Genomic DNA, 21,281 nt, shown 5'->3' with positions numbered 1-21,281 from the left:
AAAAATTAATCGATTGGTAGCTACAGATTTACTTCGACTTCGCGCTGATGATCGCGTCTGCAACGTTGCGCGGAGCTTCAGCGTAGTGCTTGAACTCCATCGTGTACGTTGCGCGACCTTGCGTCAGCGAGCGCAGCGACGTCGAATAGCCGAACATTTCCGACAGCGGCACTTCGGCGCGCACGATCTTGCCGCCGCCAACCATGTCTTCCATGCCCTGGACGATACCGCGACGGCCCGACAGGTCGCCCATCACGTTGCCCATGTAGTCTTCCGGCGTCTCGACTTCGACAGCCATCATCGGCTCGAGGACGACCGGGTTCGCCTTGCGCATTGCTTCCTTGAACGCCATCGAACCGGCCATGCGGAACGCGTTTTCGTTCGAGTCAACGTCGTGGTACGAACCGAACGTCAGGTGAACCTTCACGTCGACGACCGGGAAGCCAGCCAGCACGCCCGACTTCAGCGTGTCCTGGATACCCTTGTCGACCGCCGGGATGTATTCACGCGGAATCACACCACCCTTGATCTCGTCGAAGAACTCGTAGCCCTTGCCTTGTTCGTTCGGCTCGAGCGTGATGACTGCGTGACCGTACTGGCCGCGACCGCCCGACTGCTTGACGAACTTGCCGTCGACGTCCTTCGCCGTCGAACGGATCGTTTCGCGGTATGCAACCTGCGGCTTGCCGACGGTTGCTTCCACGCCGAATTCACGCTTCATCCGGTCGACCAGAATTTCGAGGTGGAGCTCGCCCATGCCCGAAATGATGGTCTGGCCCGACTCTTCGTCGGTCTGCACGCGGAACGACGGATCTTCCTGAGCCAGACGGTTCAGCGCCAGGCCCATCTTTTCCTGGTCAGCCTTGGTCTTCGGCTCGACAGCCTGCGAAATCACCGGCTCCGGGAACACCATGCGCTCGAGCACGATCGGGTTTGCCGGATCGCACAGCGTGTCGCCGGTGGTCGCTTCCTTCAGGCCGACCGCAGCAGCGATGTCGCCTGCACGGACTTCCTTGATTTCTTCACGCTGGTTCGCGTGCATCTGCAGAATACGGCCGAGGCGCTCCTTCTTGCCCTTGGTCGAGTTCAGCAGCGTGTCGCCCGAGTTGACGACGCCCGAGTACACACGGAAGAAGATTAGCTGGCCGACGAACGGGTCGGTCATGATCTTGAACGCGAGCGACGAGAACTTCTCCTCGTCCGACGCCTTGCGCTCTGCTTCTTCACCGTTTTCGAGCTCGCCCTTGACCGGCGGGATGTCGACCGGCGACGGCAGGAAGTCGATCACGGCGTCGAGCATACGCTGCACGCCCTTGTTCTTGAACGCGGTACCGCACAGCATCGGCTGGATTTCGCACGCGATCGTACGGTCGCGCAGCGCCTTGACGATGTCGGCTTCCGGCAGGTCGCCTTCTTCCAGGTACTTGTTCATCAGGTCTTCGCTGGCTTCAGCAGCCACTTCGACCATCTTCTCGCGCCATTCCTTGCAGGTCTCTGCGAGCTCGGCCGGGATGTCGACGTAGTCGAACTTCGTGCCTTGCGACGCTTCGTCCCAAATGATCGCCTTCATCTTGATCAGGTCGACGACGCCCTTGAAGTTTTCTTCCGCGCCGATCGGCACCACGACCGGAACCGGGTTCGCCTTCAGGCGCAGACGGAGCTGGTCGTAGACCTTGAAGAAGTTCGCACCGGTACGGTCCATCTTGTTGACGAACGCGAGACGCGGCACCTTGTACTTGTTAGCCTGGCGCCACACCGTTTCCGACTGCGGCTGCACGCCGCCCACTGCGCAGTACACCATGCACGCGCCGTCGAGCACGCGCATCGAGCGCTCGACTTCAATCGTGAAGTCGACGTGGCCCGGGGTGTCGATGATGTTGATGCGGTGTTCCGGATAGTTGCCGCCCATGCCCTTCCAGAAGGCGGTGGTAGCAGCGGACGTGATCGTGATGCCACGCTCTTGTTCCTGCTCCATCCAGTCCATCGTGGCTGCGCCGTCGTGGACTTCACCGATCTTGTGGTTCACACCGGTGTAAAACAGAATGCGCTCGGTCGTCGTCGTTTTGCCGGCGTCGATGTGAGCGCTAATACCGATATTGCGGTAGCGCTCGATAGGAGTCTTGCGAGCCACTTTGATCCTCTACTGGGATGACACGATGCAGCCCTGCTGCATCATGCTTCAACACAAACGGGCGAGGCGCCTGAAAAGCGCACCCGCCCGGAATTTATTTCCGCTAAAAGCCCAGCCAGGCGCTTAGAAACGGAAATGCGAGAACGCGCGGTTGGCTTCTGCCATGCGGTGAACTTCGTCGCGCTTCTTCATCGCGCCGCCACGGCCTTCGGCCGCTTCGGAGAGTTCACCTGCCAGGCGCAGGGCCATCGACTTCTCGCTACGCTTCTTCGCAGCCTCACGCAGCCAGCGCATCGCCAATGCCATACGACGCGACGGGCGCACTTCGACCGGAACTTGATAGTTGGCACCACCAACGCGACGGCTCTTCACTTCGACCACCGGCTTGACGTTGTTGAGCGCAACCGTGAACACTTCCAGCGGGTCCTTGCCACCCTTGGTCTGGATTTGTTCGAATGCGCCATAAACGATGCGCTCTGCGACCGACTTCTTGCCGGACAGCATCAGCATGTTCATGAACTTGGCTACATCAACGTTACCGAACTTCGGATCCGGCAACACTTCCCGCTTGGGGACTTCGCGACGACGCGGCATGATTCTTCCTTTACTTGTTCAGTTGGAGCTGGTTCCAGCTCCGCGGCCACCAACAAACCCGATCACATCTTCACGACTAACCAGCTTGGCCGGGTGACCACTTACTCGACAGCACCGGCAATCCGGCACTCCCGCCTTGACCGCCCTGCGGCGATCCCTGATCAAAAACTGCTTACTTGGCAGCCTTTGCACGCTTCGCGCCGTACTTCGAGCGCGCTTGCTTACGGTCCTTGACGCCCTGGGTATCCAGCGAGCCGCGAACCATGTGGTAACGCACACCCGGCAAGTCCTTCACACGGCCGCCGCGGATCAGCACAACCGAGTGTTCCTGCAGGTTGTGGCCTTCACCGCCGATGTACGAAATCACTTCGAAGCCGTTCGTCAGACGAACCTTGGCGACCTTACGGAGTGCCGAGTTCGGCTTCTTCGGCGTCGTCGTGTACACACGGGTGCACACGCCGCGACGCTGGGGGCAGTCCTGCAGGGCCGGGCTCTTGCTCTTCGTCGTTTCCGACTGACGGCCTTTGCGAACCAGTTGGTTGATGGTTGGCATTGTTTATTCCTGAAATTGAACAAAATCTGCGCATCGATTTCGGGCAAAGCGAGAATCGGCGCACAGTTGACTTCCGAACCGGCGAAACGGGTGCGAACCTTGGAACGCGACTCGGCCCACCGAATACCGGAACCCAGCATCATATTCCGGAAATACCAACTAAGTCAACGGCTTGCGTGATTCGCCAGCCGAGCGCGTGGTTTACCGGAAGGGTCGGAACGCCTGTGTCAGGCCGACTCGACGACGTCGATGATCTCGTCGCCGAAGCGTTCGAGCTTGCGCACGCCCATGCCGGGGATATGGCGCAGGTCGTCGATCGTCTCCGGCGCGTTGCGCGCGATCTCGGCGAGCGTTGCGTCGTGGAAGATCACGTAGGCCGGCACGCCGTCCGTTTTGGCCGTTTCCGCGCGCCACGCACGCAGCGCGTCCCACCGTGCACGCTCACGCGTGCCCATGCCGGCCGTCGGATCGACGCGCGTACCGCTGCGGCTCGACGACTGGCGCGTGCGCTGCGGCTTCACGTAGCGGCGCAGCGTGACCTTCTCCTCGTTCTTCAGCACGGGCTTCGCGGCCTCGGTCAGCATCAGTGCGCCGAAGCCGCCATGGTCGACGGCCAGGTAGCCGTACGCGACGAGCTGCCGGAAAATCGCACGCCACTCGGGCTCGGACAGCGCCGCGCCGATTCCGAACGTGCTGAGTTGGTCGTGGCCGCGCTGCAACACCTTCTCGGTGCGCCCGCCGCGCAGGATCTCGATCAGGTGGCTCGAGCCGAAATTGAAGCCGCTCGCGCGCTGCGCGCGGAACACGCATGACAGCGCCATCTGCGCCTCCCGCGTCGCGTCCCATGAATCGGGCGGCTCGAGACACGTGTCGCAGTTGCCGCACGGCTTGCTCTCCTCGCCGAAGTAGTTCAACAGCCGTACGCGGCGGCACGAGATCGTCTCGCACAGCCCGAGCAGCGCGTCGAGCTTCGACGTCTGGACGCGCTTGTGTGCGTCGTCCGCATCGGACTCGTCGATCATCTTGCGCTGCTGGACGACGTCGCCGAGACCGTACGCCATCCACGCATTCGCGGGCATCCCGTCGCGGCCGGCGCGGCCCGTTTCCTGGTAGTAGCCCTCGACGCTCTTGGGCAGATCCAGGTGCGCGACGAAGCGCACGTCCGGCTTGTCGATGCCCATGCCGAACGCGATCGTTGCGCACATCACGATGCCTTCCTCGCGCTGGAACATCTCCTGGTGCTTCTGCCGCACCTCGAACTCCATCCCCGCGTGATACGGCAGCGCACGCACGCCCTGCGCCTTCAGCCATTCGGCCGTTTCCTCGACCTTGCGGCGCGACAGGCAATAAACGACGCCCGCATCCGTCGTACCGTCGGCGTTCGTATGTTCGGCGCGAATGAAATCGAGCAGCTGCGAACGCGCGTTGTCCTTTTCGACGATCCGGTAGCGAATGTTCGGGCGGTCGAAGCTCGACACGAACACGCGCGCGTCGTCGAGCGCGAGACGGTGGATGATCTCGTCGCGCGTGATTGCATCGGCGGTGGCGGTCAGCGCGATGCGCGGCACCGACGGGAACCGCTCATGCAGCACCGACAGCTGGATGTATTCCGGGCGGAAATCGTGCCCCCATTGCGACACGCAGTGCGCTTCGTCGATCGCGAACAGGCCGATCTTCGCGCGCTCGAGCAGGTCGAGGAAGCGCCCCGTCATCAGCCGCTCCGGCGCGACGTACAGCAGGTCGATTTCACCTTCGCGCAGCGCGCGCTCGGTCGCCGCAGCCTCGGCACCCGACAGTGTCGAATTCAGGTACGCGGCGCGCACGCCCACTTCGCTCAGTGCGGCGACCTGGTCCTGCATCAGCGCGATCAACGGCGACACGACAATGCCGGCGCCCTGCCCGGCCTCGCGGCGCAGCAGCGCCGGGATCTGGTAGCACAACGACTTGCCGCCGCCGGTCGGCATCAGCACGAGACAATCGCCGCCGCCGGCGACGTGTTCGACGATCTCGCCCTGCTGGCCGCGAAATGCGGGATAACCAAATACTTCGTCGAGGATTTCGAGGGCGCGGGACATGAATGAGGGCAGGGACGGCTAAGCGATGACCGCAATTTTAACAACCCGCTCGCGCGACGCGTGGCGAATCGTGCGGTTTTGGCCGATTGGCCAGGATTCGTTCACTCGGATGAACGACGGACGAAAAAAAACCGCCCGGCGGAACCGGGCGGTTTCGGTGACAGCGAGGTAAGGCAAAGCGGCTCGCGCCGCCCGCACTTACTCGGCTGCCGGGTGTTGCTGCGGCTCTTCCGCCGGCGCGCTCGGCGTGCCGAAGTCGAATGCCTCTTCGGCTGCGATCTGGTCGAAACGCTCGCGATCCGACGATTCCTTCGCCTTGCGTGCCTTGTGGAACGCGAGACCCGTACCGGCCGGAATCAGACGGCCGACGATCACGTTTTCCTTCAGGCCACGCAGATCGTCGCGCTTGCCCATGATCGCCGCTTCGGTCAGCACGCGGGTCGTTTCCTGGAACGATGCCGCGGAGATGAACGAGTCGGTCGACAGCGATGCCTTCGTGATACCGAGCAGCACGTTGTCGTACGAAGCCGGACGCTTGTCCTCGGCGATCATGCGATCGTTCTCGTCCAGCATGTCGGAACGCTCGACCTGTTCGCCCGGGATGAAGCGCGTATCACCGTTGTCGGTGATCTGCACACGACGCAGCATCTGGCGAACGATCACCTCGATGTGCTTGTCGTTGATCTTCACGCCCTGCAGACGATACACGTCCTGCACTTCGTCGACGATGTAGCGCGACAGCGCCTCGATACCCTGCAGACGCAGGATGTCGTGCGGATCCGCCGGACCGTCCACGATCATTTCGCCCTTGTTGACGACCTGTGCATCGTGAACCAGAACCTGCTTTTCCTTCGCGATCAGGAACTCGTGCTGGTTGCCCTCGAGATCCGTGATGACGAGACGCTGCTTGCCCTTCGTGTCCTTACCGAACGACGTCGTACCGGTGACTTCCGCGAGAATGCCGGCATCCTTCGGCGAACGCGCTTCGAACAGTTCCGCCACCCGCGGCAGACCGCCGGTAATGTCACGCGTCTTCTGCGCTTCCGTCGGGATACGTGCGAGCACTTCACCGACCTGCACCTGCTGGCCATCCTTCACGGTGATCAGAGCGCCGACCTGGAAGCCGATCTGCACTGCGTGCTCCGTGCCCGGAATCTTCACTTCATCGCCGTTCGCGTCGAGCAGCTTGACCTGCGGACGCACGCTCTTCGAAGCCTGCGAACCACGGCGCTTCACGTCGATCACGACCAGCGTCGACAGGCCGGTCACGTCGTCGATCTGCTTCGCGACGGTCACGCCTTCCTCGACGTTCTCGAACTTCACCGTACCACCGTACTCGGTGATGATCGGACGCGTCAGCGGATCCCACGTGGCGAGCTGCGTGCCTGCCTTGATCGTCGCGCCGTCGAGCTGCAGCAGCGTCGCGCCGTACGGCACTTTGTGACGCTCGCGCTCGCGACCGAAATCGTCGGTGATCATCGCTTCGCCCGAACGGGAAATGACGATCTGCTCGCCCTTCGCGTTCGTGACGTAGCGCATCGTCGCCGTAAAGCGCACGATACCGTTGCTCTTCGCTTCGACCGACGAAGCCACTGCCGCACGCGATGCCGCACCACCGATGTGGAACGTACGCATCGTCAGCTGCGTGCCCGGTTCACCGATCGACTGTGCGGCGATCACGCCAACCGCTTCGCCGACGTTCACGAGCGAGCCGCGGCCGAGGTCACGGCCGTAGCAGGCTGCGCACAGGCCGTAACGCGTTTCGCAGGTCAGCGGCGTGCGCACGCGCACTTCGTCGATGCCGAGGCGTTCGATTTCCTCGACCGCCGTTTCGTCGAGCAGCGTGCCCGATTCGTACACCGTTTCCTGCGTTTCCGGGTTCACGACGTCCGCAACCGCAACGCGGCCGAGGATACGGTCACGCAGCGCTTCGACGACTTCACCGCCTTCGACGAGCGCCTTCATCGCCACGCCGTTCGACGTGCCGCAATCGTCTTCCACCACGACCAGATCCTGCGTGACGTCGACGAGACGACGCGTCAGGTAACCCGAGTTCGCGGTCTTCAGTGCCGTATCAGCCAGACCCTTACGTGCACCGTGGGTCGAGATGAAGTACTGCAACACGTTCAGACCTTCGCGGAAGTTCGCGGTAATCGGCGTCTCGATAATCGAGCCGTCCGGCTTCGCCATCAGGCCACGCATACCGGCCAGCTGACGAATCTGAACCGCCGAACCCCGGGCGCCCGAGTCGGCCATCATGTAGATCGAGTTGAACGACTCCTGGCGCGTCTCGTTGCCGTCGCGGTCCGTCACCGGCTCCGTCGACAGCTGCTCCATCATCGCCTTGCCGACCGCTTCCGACGTTGCCGACCAGATGTCGACCACGTTGTTGTAGCGTTCCTGCGCGGTGACGAGACCCGACATGTACTGGCGGTCGTACTCCTTCACCTTCTTCGCGGCGTCGCCGACGATCGTTTCCTTCTGCGGCGGCACGAGCATGTCGTCCACGCAGATCGAGATGCCGGCACGCGTCGCGAGACGGAAACCCGACTGCATCAGCTGGTCGGCAAACACCACCGTCGCACGCAGACCGCACTTGCGGAACGCCGTGTTGATCAGGCGCGAGATTTCCTTCTTCTTCAGCGGCTTGTTCAGCACCGAGAACGGCAGGCCGTGCGGCAGGATCTCCGACAGGATCGCGCGGCCGACGGTCGTCGCGTACAGCGAGATCTTCGGCACGAACGGCGGTGCGCCTTCCGACGTGTCTTCGTTGTGGACCATTTCGGTGATCCGCACGTTGACGCGCGATGCCAGCTCGACTTCCTTGTTCTCGTACGCGCGGATCACTTCCGACACGCCCGTGAACGACAGGCCTTCGCCCTTGGCATTGACCGCTTCGCGGGTCGCGTAGTACAGACCCAGCACGATATCCTGCGACGGCACGATCGACGGATCGCCGTTGGCCGGGAACAGCACGTTGTTCGACGCCAGCATCAGCGTACGCGCTTCCATCTGCGCTTCGAGCGACAGCGGCACGTGAACGGCCATCTGGTCACCGTCGAAGTCGGCGTTGAACGCCGCGCAAACGAGCGGGTGCAGCTGAATTGCCTTGCCTTCGATCAGCACCGGCTCGAACGCCTGGATACCGAGACGGTGCAGCGTCGGCGCACGGTTCAGCATCACCGGGTGCTCGCGGATCACCTCTTCGAGGATGTCCCACACCACCGGCGTCTGGTTCTCGACTTCCTTCTTCGCAGCCTTGATGGTCGTCGCGACGCCCATCACTTCCAGCTTGTTGAAGATGAACGGCTTGAACAGCTCGAGTGCCATCAGCTTCGGCAGACCGCACTGGTGCAGCTTCAGCGTCGGGCCGACCACGATGACCGAACGGCCCGAGTAGTCGACGCGCTTGCCCAGCAGGTTCTGACGGAAACGACCGCCCTTACCCTTGATCATGTCGGCGAGCGACTTCAGCGGACGCTTGTTTGCGCCCGTCATCGCCTTGCCGCGACGACCGTTGTCGAGCAGCGAGTCGACGGCTTCCTGCAGCATCCGCTTTTCGTTGCGGACGATGATTTCAGGTGCCTTCAGCTCGAGCAGACGCTTCAACCGGTTGTTACGGTTGATCACGCGGCGATACAGGTCGTTCAGGTCCGACGTCGCGAAACGGCCGCCATCCAGCGGCACGAGCGGACGCAGTTCCGGCGGCAGCACCGGCAGCACTTCGAGGATCATCCACTCGGGCTTGATGCCCGAGCGCTGGAATGCCTCGAGGACCTTCAGGCGCTTCGCGTACTTCTTGATCTTCGCTTCCGAGCCGGTGTTCTTCAGCTCGGTGCGCAGCGTCTCGACCTGCTCGTCGATGTTGATCGCGCGCAGCAGTTCACGCACGCCTTCCGCGCCCATTTCGGCACGGAATTCGTCGCCGTATTCCTCGACCTTGTTGTAGTAATCCTCTTCGGTCATGATCTGCCGCGCTTTCAGCGGCGTCATGCCCGGTTCGATCACCACATAGGCTTCGAAGTACAGCACGCGTTCGATGTCGCGCAGCGTCATGTCGAGCACCATGCCCAGACGCGACGGCAGCGACTTCAGGAACCAGATGTGAGCGACCGGCGAGGCCAGCTCGATGTGGCCCATCCGTTCGCGACGCACCTTCGCCAGCGTCACTTCGACGCCGCACTTCTCGCAGATCACGCCGCGGTGCTTCAGACGCTTGTACTTGCCGCACAGGCACTCGTAGTCCTTGATCGGCCCGAAGATCTTCGCGCAGAAGAGACCATCGCGTTCCGGCTTGAACGTACGGTAGTTGATGGTCTCCGGCTTCTTCACTTCGCCGAACGACCACGAACGGATCTTGTCCGGCGAGGCCAGACCGATCTTGATCGCGTCGAAAACTTCTTCCTGTTGGACTTGCTTGAATAGATCGAGCAGAGCTTTCATTGCTTTCTCTCCGTAGTCCGATTAATTGCGGTCGAGATCGATATCGATACCGAGCGAGCGGATTTCCTTCACGAGCACGTTGAAGGATTCCGGCATGCCTGCATCGATCACGTGATCGCCCTTGACGAGGTTTTCGTACACCTTCGTCCGGCCGTTCACGTCGTCCGACTTCACCGTCAGCATTTCCTGCAGCACGTAGGACGCGCCGTACGCTTCGAGTGCCCACACTTCCATTTCACCGAAACGCTGGCCACCGAACTGCGCCTTACCACCCAGCGGCTGCTGCGTGACGAGCGAGTACGGGCCGGTCGAACGCGCGTGCATCTTGTCGTCGACCAAGTGGTGCAGCTTCAGGTAGTGCATGTAGCCGAGCGTCACGCGACGTTCGAACATTTCACCCGTGCGGCCGTCGTACAGACGGACCTGGTTCTTCGACGGGTTCATGCCGAGCTGTTCAGCGATGTCGTCCGGGAACGCGAGGTCGAGCATCTTGCCCATTTCTTCCTCGGTCGCACCGTCGAACACCGGCGTTGCGAACGGCACGCCTTCGCGCAGGTTCTTCGCGAGTTCGAGGATCTCTTCGTCGGTGAAGCTTTCCAGGTCTTCCTGGCGGCCCGAGTCGTTGTAGATCTTCGTCAGGAACACGCGCAGTTCCTCGATCTTCGCCTGACGCTGCAGCATTTCGCCGATTCGCCAGCCGAGGCCCTTCGCGGCCCAGCCGAGGTGCACTTCCAAGACCTGACCCACGTTCATCCGCGACGGAACGCCCAGCGGGTTCAGCACGACGTCTGCCGGACGGCCATCGGCCATGTACGGCATGTCTTCGATCGGGACGATCTTCGACACGACACCCTTGTTACCGTGACGGCCTGCCATCTTGTCGCCAGGCTGCAGGCGACGCTTGACCGCAAGGTACACCTTGACCATCTTCAGCACGCCCGGCGGCAGTTCGTCGCCTTGCGTGAGCTTCTTGCGCTTCTCTTCGAACGCGAGGTCGAACTGGTGACGCTTTTCTTCGATCGAGTTCTTGATCGCTTCGAGCTGCGCCGCTGCTTCGTCGTCCGCAAGGCGGATGTCGAACCAGTGGTAATGGTCGAGGTCTTCCAGGTAAGCCTGGTCGATCTTCGTGCCCTTCGCGAGCTTCTTCGGACCGCCGTTCGCGACCTTGCCCACGAGCATGCGTGCGAGACGCTGGAATGCGTCGCCTTCCACGATGCGCAGCTGGTCGTTCAGGTCGAGACGGTAGCGCTTCAGTTCGTCGTCGATGATCTGTTGCGCACGCTTGTCGCGCTGGATGCCTTCACGCGTGAACACCTGGACGTCGATCACGGTACCGCTCATGCCCGACGGCACGCGCAGCGACGTGTCCTTCACGTCCGAAGCCTTCTCGCCGAAGATCGCGCGCAGCAGCTTCTCTTCCGGCGTCAGCTGGGTCTCGCCCTTCGGCGTGACCTTGCCGACCAGCACGTCACCTGCCTCGACTTCCGCACCGATGTACACGATGCCCGATTCGTCGAGACGGCCGAGCTGGACTTCCGCCAGGTTCGAGATGTCGCGCGTGATTTCTTCCGGCCCGAGCTTCGTGTCGCGTGCGACGACGTTCAGCTCTTCGATGTGGATCGACGTGTAGCGATCGTCCGCAACGACCTTCTCCGAGATCAGGATCGAATCCTCGAAGTTGTAGCCGTTCCACGGCATGAACGCGATCAGCATGTTCTGGCCGAGCGCGAGCTCACCCAGGTCCGTCGAGGCGCCGTCGGCCAGCACGTCGCCGCGCGAGACCTTGTCGCCCATCTTCACGATCGGACGCTGGTTGATGTTCGTGTTCTGGTTCGAACGCGTGTACTTGATCAGGTTGTAGATGTCGACACCGACTTCACCTGCGACTGCTTCGTCGTCGTTCACGCGAATCACGATACGGCCAGCGTCGACATAGTCGACGACGCCGCCGCGGAACGCCTGAACCGTCGTACCCGAGTCGACCGCACAGGTGCGCTCGATGCCCGTACCGACGACCGGCTTTTCCGGACGCAGACACGGCACGGCCTGACGCTGCATGTTCGAACCCATCAGTGCACGGTTCGCGTCATCGTGCTCAAGGAACGGAATCAGCGAAGCTGCCACCGACACGATCTGCGACGGCGCGACGTCCATGTACTGGATACGGTCCGGCGTGACCATCATCGTTTCGCCGGCTTCACGCGACGACACGAGTTCGTCGATCAGCTGGCCGTTCTCGTCGATCGCGGCGTTTGCCTGGGCGATCATGTAGCGGCCTTCTTCGATCGCCGACAGGTAGTCGATCTGGTCGGTCACCTTGCTGTCCACGACCTTGCGGTACGGCGTCTCGAGGAAGCCGTACTCGTTCAGGTGCGCATACAGTGCGAGCGAGTTGATCAGACCGATGTTCGGACCTTCCGGCGTTTCGATCGGGCACACGCGGCCATAGTGGGTCGGGTGCACGTCGCGAACTTCAAAGCCTGCGCGCTCGCGCGTCAGACCGCCCGGGCCCAGTGCGGAAACACGGCGCTTGTGCGTGATTTCCGACAGCGGGTTGGTCTGGTCCATGAACTGCGACAGCTGCGACGAACCGAAGAACTCGCGGATCGCCGACGAAATCGGCTTCGAGTTGATCAGGTCGTGCGGCATCAGGTTTTCGCTTTCGGCCTGGCCGAGGCGTTCCTTGACCGCGCGCTCGACACGCACGAGACCCGCGCGGAACTGGTTTTCCGCCAGTTCGCCGACGCAACGCACACGACGGTTGCCGAGGTGGTCGATGTCGTCCACTTCGCCCTTGCCGTTGCGCAGCTCGACGAGGATCTTGATCGTCGCGAGGATGTCGTCGTCCTGCAGCGTCATCGGGCCGGTGATCTCGTCACGGCTGACGCGGCGGTTGAACTTCATACGGCCGACCTTCGACAGGTCGTACGCTTCTTCGCTGTAGAACAGACGGTTGAACAGCGCCTCGACCGCTTCTTCGGTCGGCGGCTCGCCCGGACGCATCATGCGGTAGATCGCGATGCGCGCGGCCGTACGATCCGTCGTTTCGTCGACACGCAGCGTCGACGAGATGTACGGACCCTGGTCCAGGTCGTTCGTGTAGAGCGTCTGGATGTCCTTGATGCCCGCTTCGCGCAGCTTCTCGAGCACGCTTTCCGTGACTTCGTCGTTCGCGCTCGCGATCACTTCGCCGGTATCGCCGTCGACGACGTTCTTCGCCAGCACGCGGCCGAGCAGATAGTCTTCCGGCACCGAGATGAACTTGGTCTTCGCGGCTTCGAGGTCGCGAATGTGCTTCGCGTTGATCCGCTTGTCCTTCTGGACGATGACCTTGCCATCACGATCCGTGATGTCGAAACGCGCGACTTCGCCACGCAGGCGCTCGGGCACGAACTCGAGTTGCGCGCCTTCGCCCATCAGCGTGAAGTTGTCGAACACGAAGAAGTTCGCGAGGATCTGTTCCGGCGTGAGGCCGATGGCCTTCAGCAGGATCGTGACCGGCATCTTGCGGCGACGGTCGACGCGGAAGTACAGGATGTCCTTCGGATCGAATTCGAAGTCGAGCCACGAGCCGCGGTACGGAATGATCCGTGCCGAGAACAGCAGCTTGCCCGAGCTGTGCGTCTTGCCCTTGTCGTGTTCGAAGAACACGCCCGGCGAACGGTGCAGCTGCGAGACGATGACACGCTCGGTGCCGTTGATGACGAACGAGCCCGTCGGCGTCATGAGCGGAATTTCGCCCATGTACACTTCCTGCTCTTTCACTTCCTTGACGACCGGCTTGTTCGGCGATTCCTTGTCGAGGATGACAAGGCGGACCTTCGCGCGCAGCGCGGAGCAGTACGTCAGGCCGCGCTGCTGGCATTCCTTGATGTTGAATGCCGGCGCGGACAACGCATAGCTCACGAACTCGAGACGTGCGAAACCGTTGTGCGAAACAATGGGAAACACCGATGTGAACGCGGCCTGCAAACCTTCAGGCTTGCGTTGCGTGGCCGGCACATCGGCTTGCAGAAACGTGCTGAATGATTCAAGCTGGGTAGCCAGCAGGAAAGGAACTTGGTGAACGATGGGGCGCTTCGCGAAACTCTTGCGAATGCGCTTCTTCTCGGTGAAGGAATATTGCATACGATCTCCGAATCACGGCGGGTGCTATCGAGGCGGAATACCTGGACGTTTCAAACCCGAGTGTTCACCGACTGAGACCCGATGGCCGTCCGACGGCTTGAACGAGCCGAGAAGCTTGGTGGTTGGCCGCTACCAACCGCTGGCTGACGGCAGCGGATGCCTGTGTTGCCCGCTACCCGACCAAACTTGCCTTCTGCAGTCGCTTCAGAAGACAAAGAGAACCGCCATTCGTGATCAATGACAACGATCAGGCGGTTTTCTTTGGCTTCTGGGGCCGATTATTCGGGCTCCCGAATGAGTGCCAGAATAACGTCCCCACAAAGCACAAAAAGGCCGGCGGTGAAAATACCGCCAGCCTTCGCACAGCGCGTCGAAACTTACTTGACTTCGACCTTCGCGCCTGCTTCTTCCAGCTTCTTCTTGGCTTCTTCAGCAGCAGCCTTGTCGACGCCTTCCTTGACAGCCTTCGGTGCGCCGTCAACGACGTCCTTCGCTTCCTTCAGGCCCAGGCCCGTCAGTTCGCGAACTGCCTTGATGACTGCAACCTTGTTGCTGCCTGCTTCAGCCAGAACGACCGTGAATTCGGTCTTCTCTTCTGCTGCAGCAGCTGCGCCGCCGCCTGCCGGGCCAGCGACTGCCACTGCAGCTGCCGACACGCCAAACTTCTCTTCGAATGCCTTGACCAGTTCGTTCAGTTCCAGAACGGTCATCCCTTCGACTGCTGCCAGGATGTCTTCTTTTGCGATTGCCATTTGAAATACTCCTAAATTGAATTCGGATACAGCCAGCGATCAATGACGCTGATGCACGCTCGATTACGCAGCTTCCGCTTGCTTCTTCTCGGCCAGCGCGGCCAGAGCGCGCGCGAAGCCCGAAACAGGCGATTGCATAACGAACAGCAGCTTCGAGAGCAGTTCTTCGCGGCTCGGGATGCTTGCCAGCGCTTGCACGCCAGCCTTGTCCATCACCTTGCCATCGAACGAACCAGCCTTGATGACCAACTTGTCATTGCTCTTGCTGAAGTCGTTGACGACCTTAGCAGCAGCAATTGCATCTTCCGAGATGCCGTAGATCAACGGGCCAGTCATCTGCTCTGCCAGCGGAGCAAACGGGGTACCTTCAACAGCGCGACGCGCCAGCGTGTTCTTCAACACGCGCAGGTAAACCTGTTGCTCACGCGCTTTCGCGCGCAGCTTGGTCAGATCGCCAACCGCAATTCCACGATACTCAGCCAGCACAACGGTCTGGGCCTTCGCGACTTGCGCGGAAACCTCAGCGACGACGGCTTGCTTGTCTTCTCTATTAAGCGGCACGGTTAGCCTCCAGAAACGATACGTTCGGCGCGGCCGGCATGGCCGAAACCTCACGTACCTCGTTCAACAACGGCGTCCGACCTCGTTAGGAGTATTTCCACCTCACGCCGGGAATCGCTTCACGGCCTGCGGCTTCACCACTGCAAAACTTTTTCGGGTTCGCCATCTGCGTTGGCTTGAATTAAGGGATCACCTGACTGCTGCGCCCCACCAACGGTCTTTGATAACCGGTTGCCCGCCCTACCGCACGAACAACCGCCCAAAGCCCATGTAGGCCGCTTCGCGAACGAAGCGGCCCGAATACTTGCTTACTGTGCTGCCAGCGTAGCCTGGTCGACACGCACGCCGACGCCCATCGTGCTCGACAGTGCGATCTTGCGCAGGTAGACGCCCTTGCTCGTTGCCGGCTTTGCCTTCTGCAGCGCTTCGATCAGCGCCGACAGGTTCGAACGCAGTGCGGTCGGTTCGAACGATGCACGGCCGATGGTCGCGTGGATGATACCGGCCTTGTCGACACGGAATTGCACCTGACCAGCCTTCGCGTTCTTGACGGCGGTTGCGACGTCCGGCGTGACCGTACCGACCTTCGGGTTCGGCATCAGGCCGCGCGGGCCGAGGATCTGACCGAGCGTACCGACGATACGCATCGTGTCCGGCGAAGCGATCACGATGTCGAAGTCCATCTGGCCAGCCTTGATCTGCTCTGCCAGGTCTTCCATACCGACGATTTCCGCGCCTGCTGCACGTGCTTGTTCAGCCTTCTCGCCTTGCGCGAACACAGCAACGCGAACCGACTTGCCCGTACCTGCCGGCAGAACGACCGAACCACGAACGACTTGATCCGACTTCTTCGCATCGATGCCGAGCTGGACTGCGACGTCGATCGACTCGTCGAACTTCGCGCTCGCGCATTCCTTCACGAGGCTCAGTGCGTCTTCGATCGCGTACAGCTTCTGACGATCAACCTTGGCAGCAAATGCCTGACGGCGCTTGGAGATCTTAGCCATTTACACGCCCTCCACAGTGATGCCCATCGAGCGTGCGCTACCAGCGATGGTGCGAACGGCTGCGTCCAGATCAGCTGCCGTAAGGTCCGGCATCTTGGTCTTCGCGATTTCTTCAGCTTGAGCGCGCGTGATCGAACCGACCTTGTCGGTGTGCGGCTTGCTCGAGCCCTTGTCCACCTTCGCCGCCTTCTTGATCAGGACGGTCGCCGGCGGCGTCTTCATCACGAACGTGAAGCTCTTGTCAGCGAATGCCGTGATGACCACCGGCACCGGCAGACCCGGCTCCATGCCTTGAGTCTGCGCGTTGAACGCCTTGCAGAACTCCATGATGTTCAGGCCGCGCTGGCCCAGTGCCGGACCGACCGGCGGCGACGGGTTGGCTTTACCTGCAGGGATCTGCAGCTTGATAAAGCCGATAATCTTCTTTGCCATTTGTGAACCTCATTGGAACGCCGGAGAAGGCGTTCGGTGAGTAATAACGCGCTTTCGCCGCTGGCTACTGACGCTCCTCAACGACCATGACGCGGGCCGTAAGCGCGAAGGTGGGCAGCCGAGGCTGCCCACCGAATCGGGATCAAACTTTTTCGACCTGGCCGAATTCGAGTTCGACCGGGGTGGATCGGCCAAAAATGGTGACCGACACACGCACGCGAGATTTTTCGTAGTTGACTTCTTCGACGGTGCCATTGAAGTCCGTGAACGGGCCTTCCTTGACACGCACCATCTCGCCGACTTCGAACAGGGTCTTCGGGCGCGGCTTCTCAACGCCTTCCTGCATCTGCGACATGATCTTTTCGACTTCCTTCGGGGAAATCGGGGTCGGGCGGTTACGCGCACCGCCGACGAAACCGGTGACCTTCGCGGTGTTCTTCACGAGGTGCCACGTTTCGTCCGTCATTTCCATTTCCACCAGCACGTAGCCGGGGAAGAAACGACGCTCGGTCACAGCCTTGTGGCCGCCTTTGACTTCGACCACTTCTTCGGTCGGAACCAGGATCTGACCGAATTTGTCCTGCATGCCAGCACGTTCGATGCGCTCTTGAAGCGCGCGTTGCACGCTCTTCTCCATACCGGAGTAGGCGTGCACGACGTACCAACGCTTTCCGCTCGGGGATGCCGGAGTATCGCTCATATCATTTCCAACCCAGAATCGCCGAGAAAATCACCCATTCGATCGATTTGTCACTCAACCAGAGGAAAATCGCCATCACGAGCACGAAACCGAACACGACGAGTGTGGTTTGCGTTGCTTCCTTGCGGGTGGGCCAAACGACCTTCCGGACTTCCTTGTACGAATCCTTGGCAAAGGCGATGAGGCTCTTGCCAGGTGCGGACATCAGCCCGACGGCCACGCCGGCGATGATACCTACCGCCAACGCGGCACCGCGGACATACCACTGCTGATTGGCCAGCCAGAAGAAGCCCACGAATCCGGCCAAGACCAACAATACGCCCAGGGCCAGCATCAGCTTATCGCCGGAGGTATTTACAGTTTCGACGGATGGATTCGCCATAACACCTTAAAACAAATGCCACGTAGGACACGTGGCTATTTTTTGGCAGGGGCAGAGGGAATCGAACCCCCAACCTTCGGTTTTGGAGACCGACGCTCTGCCAGTTGAGCTATACCCCTAAACCATGTTGGGGCTGGCTGTTGCCAGCCCCAAAACTGTCGATCAACGAATAACTGGCTTACTCGATGATCTTGGCGACGACGCCGGCGCCGACCGTACGGCCGCCTTCGCGGATTGCGAAGCGCAGACCTTCTTCCATCGCGATCGGTGCAATCAGCTTCACCGTGATCGACACGTTGTCGCCCGGCATCACCATTTCCTTGTCCTTCGGCAGCTCGATCGAGCCCGTCACGTCCGTCGTACGGAAGTAGAACTGCGGACGGTAGTTGTTGAAGAACGGCGTGTGACGGCCGCCTTCGTCCTTGCTCAGCACGTACACTTCAGCCGTGAAGTGCGTGTGCGGCGTGATCGAACCCGGCTTCGCCAGAACCTGGCCACGCTCCACGTCTTCACGCTTCGTGCCGCGCAGCAGGATACCAACGTTGTCGCCTGCTTGACCTTGGTCCAGCAGCTTGCGGAACATTTCAACGCCCGTGCAGGTCGTCTTCACCGTCGGCTTGATACCGACGATTTCGATTTCTTCGCCGACCTTCACGATGCCGCGCTCAACGCGACCCGTCACAACCGTACCACGGCCCGAGATCGAGAACACATCTTCCACCGGCATCAGGAACGCGCCGTCAACTGCACGCTCCGGCGTCGGGATGTACGTGTCCAGCGCGTCGGCCAGGCTCATGATCGCCACTTCGCCCAGCTCGCCCGTGTCGCCTTCCAGCGCCAGCTTCGCCGAACCCTTCACGATCGGCGTGTCGTCGCCCGGGAAGTCGTACTTCGACAGGAGTTCGCGAACTTCCATCTCGACCAGCTCGAGCAGTTCAGCGTCGTCCACCATGTCGCACTTGTTCAGGAACACGATGATGTACGGAACGCCAACCTGACGCGCCAGCAGGATGTGCTCACGCGTTTGCGGCATCGGGCCGTCTGCTGCCGAGCAAACCAGGATCGCGCCGTCCATCTGCGCTGCGCCCGTGATCATGTTCTTCACATAGTCAGCGTGGCCCGGGCAGTCGACGTGTGCGTAGTGGCGGTTAGCCGTTTCGTACTCGACGTGCGCGGTGTTGATCGTGATGCCGCGTGCCTTTTCTTCCGGTGCCGCGTCGATCTGGTCGTATGCCTTCGCTTCGCCGCCGAACTTCTTCGTCAGAACCGTCGTGATCGCTGCCGTCAGCGTCGTCTTGCCGTGGTCAACGTGACCAATCGTACCAACGTTCACGTGCGGCTTGGTCCGCTCAAATTTACCCTTGGCCATTTTCGACTCCCAGAAGGAATTTCACAGGTTGCGCCGCGCGCAAACAAGACACTGACTTTTTACTGCTGGTGCCCATGGGCAGGATCGAACTGCCGACCTCTCCCTTACCAAGGGAGTGCTCTACCACTGAGCCACATGGGCGCTTTACGCTTCAACTTCGCGGTCTGGAGCGGGTGAAGGGAATCGAACCCTCGTCGTAAGCTTGGAAGGCTTCTGCTCTACCATTGAGCTACACCCGCACGGGCCACAAACGATTCCTTACCGCTCACTGCGCTGATAATCTTGGTGGAGGAGGTTGGATTCGAACCAACGTAGGCGTAAGCCAACAGATTTACAGTCTGCCCCCTTTAGCCACTCGGGCACCCCTCCGTAGAGAACTGACGATTATGGGGGTGCATCGCACTTCTGTCAAGCGGATCCGGAAGATTATTTTCACTCTCTCCCCGACACTTGCTTGACCACCGATCTCCCGTCCTTGCCCGGCTAAGGCAAGCATGGGTGCTACTGATCAGTGCCACATCTTCGTCAGACTCCGCCCTCAACGTCGATCTGCATCTACGCTGAAAACGAAAGACCGCCATCATACGACCTCTTACGCACTCTGCCAAGCGGGTAAACGAAAAATTTCCGCAAATTTCGTGCCGGGCGGATTCATTGATCCATCCCCGATATTTTGGGGGATGTCGCTTCCAATCTCGCGGGTTGTCAGGCCGGACCTGCAGGCGATATACACGACAAGGCTTTCGGGCGTTTTCCAGCAACGTCATCGAGTCCTCCGGCCACGGCTGCCGGCGCGAAGTCGTAGGCGCGGTACCGGCCTTTGCCGACTTCAACGACCGGTGCGATACCATCGCGGGTCAACTGCCCGCCTACCGCAGCGAATCCTCGGCATACGCACGACATCCCGCATGCCCCAACGATGCCGCCTCGTGCAGCTGAACGCGAGTACCTGCGTAGGATTCGACGCCGGCGCGTTCTCCGCTCCGCATCCAAGCGACGACGCCGCAAAGCTGGCGTGCGAGATCCAGCCTTCGACATCGACCGATCGCTGCCTGGCGTTGGTCGTGCTAACCCGAGATCAAGGCCGGAACACGACCCGCCGGTTTCCGCCGGGCGATGGCTCCGCGCTCCGGGATCCGAGTACCGCATGCACGGTGCGATCGACCGGCATCGACGCCAGCGACAAGCACTTCGCGTTAATCGGCGAAGGGCGAGACTGCTTTGGCGGCACGGCCTATTCGCTCATCGAAGAAATCTATGTGTTGCGAGACGGGCAGCCCGTGCTCGTCAAAAGGAGCAGCGCGGATTTCTGATGCTATCGGGTCGACGAACTCGCGGACGCAGGTTCGCGCTACGCAGCGCTCCTTCCCATCCGGTGGGTTACACGCGTCGTTTCTTCGCTCAAGTCGACTTGAGCGAAGATGCAACGAATTGAGTCACAAACAGCCCTGGATGGCTACACAATGCCATTCACGGCACGATTCGACTTCGCACGCTCGACGGGGAACAGTCACTCAGCGCGCGCAGCGAGTACGCACCAAACGTCCGATAGAGGCGACCCGTTGCCCGGTATGCTGACGGCTCGTGTGGTGACGGAGGCCGTGAAACATGCTCGATAGGCACGAAATTGCAACAGTGACTTTTGGCCGAGGATGAGCTCGATACGCCGATGAACGACGCCCGATAATCGGCAATCGAGGAGTTGGCGATGCCACACAGGGCCTAAGCCCGCGACGCTCAAATCTGCCCCGAGAGGTAGTCAGGTACGCGAGATGAAGTCGTTACTCAACTTGGCGGCCGTCGTCGTGAGCAGCAGGGGGATGGATGTTTGAATATAGGTTTCAGCCAGCGCCAGCTACCAGTGCGGGGCCAGCTCGATCGGATTGATCCGTAGCGCTGCGCTGCGAGTTGCTCGAGAACGGCAGGTGCCTGAATCGACGCATGCGGCGCCTGGATATGGCCAGGCCGCCCACTCCGCTCCCCCATGCATTTCCGCCACCCAAATGCAAAAACCCCCGCCTTGTCGGGCGGGGGTTTCTGGCTTAGGGAGCCTGACGATTACCTACTTTCACACGGGAATCCGCACTATCATCGGCGTAGAGTCGTTTCACGGTCCTGTTCGGGATGGGAAGGGGTGGGACCGACTCGCTATGG

14 protein-coding genes, 4 tRNA genes and 1 rRNA gene are annotated in these 21,281 nt (G+C 61.0%); 1 reads left to right on the top strand and 18 read right to left on the bottom strand.

Annotated elements, in window-relative coordinates:
* Window positions 1-28: 28 nt before the first annotated feature.
* The 17 genes from fusA to F3J15_RS26185 all read right to left on the bottom strand — a co-directional run bounded on the left by fusA (window position 29) and on the right by F3J15_RS26185 (window position 19,496).
* The gene (gene fusA / locus F3J15_RS26265) at window positions 29-2,131 is read right to left on the bottom strand and encodes an elongation factor G (protein WP_039339232.1); all 2,103 of its coding nucleotides are present in this window, start codon (window positions 2,129-2,131) and stop codon (window positions 29-31) included.
* 123 nt (window positions 2,132-2,254) lie between these two features.
* Window positions 2,255-2,725: a 30S ribosomal protein S7 gene (gene rpsG / locus F3J15_RS26260; RefSeq protein WP_006477195.1), complete on the bottom strand. Its 471-nt coding sequence runs from the start codon at window positions 2,723-2,725 to the stop codon at window positions 2,255-2,257.
* Window positions 2,726-2,897: 172 nt separating this feature from the next.
* The gene (rpsL, locus tag F3J15_RS26255; protein WP_006400662.1) at window positions 2,898-3,278 is read right to left on the bottom strand and encodes a 30S ribosomal protein S12; all 381 of its coding nucleotides are present in this window, start codon (window positions 3,276-3,278) and stop codon (window positions 2,898-2,900) included.
* A gap of 227 nt (window positions 3,279-3,505) precedes the next feature.
* The gene (gene recQ / locus F3J15_RS26250) at window positions 3,506-5,353 is read right to left on the bottom strand and encodes a DNA helicase RecQ (protein ID WP_069246925.1); all 1,848 of its coding nucleotides are present in this window, start codon (window positions 5,351-5,353) and stop codon (window positions 3,506-3,508) included.
* Between the two features lie 198 nt (window positions 5,354-5,551).
* Window positions 5,552-9,796: a DNA-directed RNA polymerase subunit beta' gene (gene rpoC, locus F3J15_RS26245; RefSeq protein WP_069246924.1), complete on the bottom strand. Its 4,245-nt coding sequence runs from the start codon at window positions 9,794-9,796 to the stop codon at window positions 5,552-5,554.
* Window positions 9,797-9,817: 21 nt separating this feature from the next.
* A complete protein-coding gene (rpoB, locus tag F3J15_RS26240; RefSeq protein WP_069246923.1) occupies window positions 9,818-13,924 on the bottom strand; it encodes a DNA-directed RNA polymerase subunit beta in 4,107 nt (1,368 codons plus the stop codon).
* Between the two features lie 377 nt (window positions 13,925-14,301).
* Window positions 14,302-14,676 (bottom strand): 50S ribosomal protein L7/L12, encoded by a 375-nt coding sequence (gene rplL, locus F3J15_RS26235; RefSeq protein WP_021161757.1) that lies wholly within the window; start codon window positions 14,674-14,676, stop codon window positions 14,302-14,304.
* Between the two features lie 63 nt (window positions 14,677-14,739).
* Entirely contained in the window at window positions 14,740-15,237 is a 498-nt protein-coding gene (gene rplJ, locus F3J15_RS26230) for a 50S ribosomal protein L10 (protein WP_021161756.1), read from the bottom strand.
* A 308-nt stretch (window positions 15,238-15,545) separates the two neighbouring features.
* Window positions 15,546-16,244, bottom strand: a complete 699-nt coding sequence (rplA, locus tag F3J15_RS26225; protein ID WP_006482906.1) for a 50S ribosomal protein L1 — start codon at window positions 16,242-16,244, stop codon at window positions 15,546-15,548.
* Window positions 16,245-16,676, bottom strand: coding sequence for a 50S ribosomal protein L11 (gene rplK, locus F3J15_RS26220; RefSeq protein WP_006477201.1), 432 nt, complete (start codon window positions 16,674-16,676; stop codon window positions 16,245-16,247).
* A 142-nt stretch (window positions 16,677-16,818) separates the two neighbouring features.
* Entirely contained in the window at window positions 16,819-17,376 is a 558-nt protein-coding gene (nusG, locus tag F3J15_RS26215; RefSeq protein WP_006400672.1) for a transcription termination/antitermination protein NusG, read from the bottom strand.
* 1 nt (window position 17,377) lies between these two features.
* Window positions 17,378-17,758: a preprotein translocase subunit SecE gene (secE, locus tag F3J15_RS26210; RefSeq protein WP_006482892.1), complete on the bottom strand. Its 381-nt coding sequence runs from the start codon at window positions 17,756-17,758 to the stop codon at window positions 17,378-17,380.
* A gap of 43 nt (window positions 17,759-17,801) precedes the next feature.
* Window positions 17,802-17,877, bottom strand: a tRNA-Trp gene (locus F3J15_RS26205).
* Window positions 17,878-17,936: 59 nt separating this feature from the next.
* On the bottom strand, window positions 17,937-19,127 hold the full coding sequence (tuf, locus tag F3J15_RS26200) for an elongation factor Tu (protein ID WP_011350666.1): 1,191 nt from the start codon (window positions 19,125-19,127) through the stop codon (window positions 17,937-17,939).
* A 66-nt stretch (window positions 19,128-19,193) separates the two neighbouring features.
* A tRNA-Thr gene (locus F3J15_RS26195) sits at window positions 19,194-19,268 on the bottom strand.
* A 24-nt stretch (window positions 19,269-19,292) separates the two neighbouring features.
* Window positions 19,293-19,366: transfer RNA gene (locus F3J15_RS26190), tRNA-Gly, on the bottom strand.
* 44 nt (window positions 19,367-19,410) lie between these two features.
* Window positions 19,411-19,496, bottom strand: a tRNA-Tyr gene (locus tag F3J15_RS26185).
* A gap of 560 nt (window positions 19,497-20,056) precedes the next feature.
* On the opposite strand from F3J15_RS26185, the gene F3J15_RS26180 reads away from it, so the two are divergent.
* On the top strand, window positions 20,057-20,440 hold the full coding sequence (locus tag F3J15_RS26180) for a hypothetical protein (protein ID WP_089444800.1): 384 nt from the start codon (window positions 20,057-20,059) through the stop codon (window positions 20,438-20,440).
* A gap of 736 nt (window positions 20,441-21,176) precedes the next feature.
* Here the strand turns inward: F3J15_RS26180 and rrf are convergent.
* Window positions 21,177-21,281, bottom strand: a 5S ribosomal RNA gene (rrf, locus tag F3J15_RS26175); the annotation flags it as partial.

Origin of the sequence: Burkholderia sp. Ap-955 (assembly GCF_011753045.1) — a bacterium.
GTDB lineage: Bacteria > Pseudomonadota > Gammaproteobacteria > Burkholderiales > Burkholderiaceae > Burkholderia > Burkholderia lata_D.
Note: the sequence above shows the minus strand (reverse complement) of the source record. Positions and strands in the feature narration are given on the sequence as shown.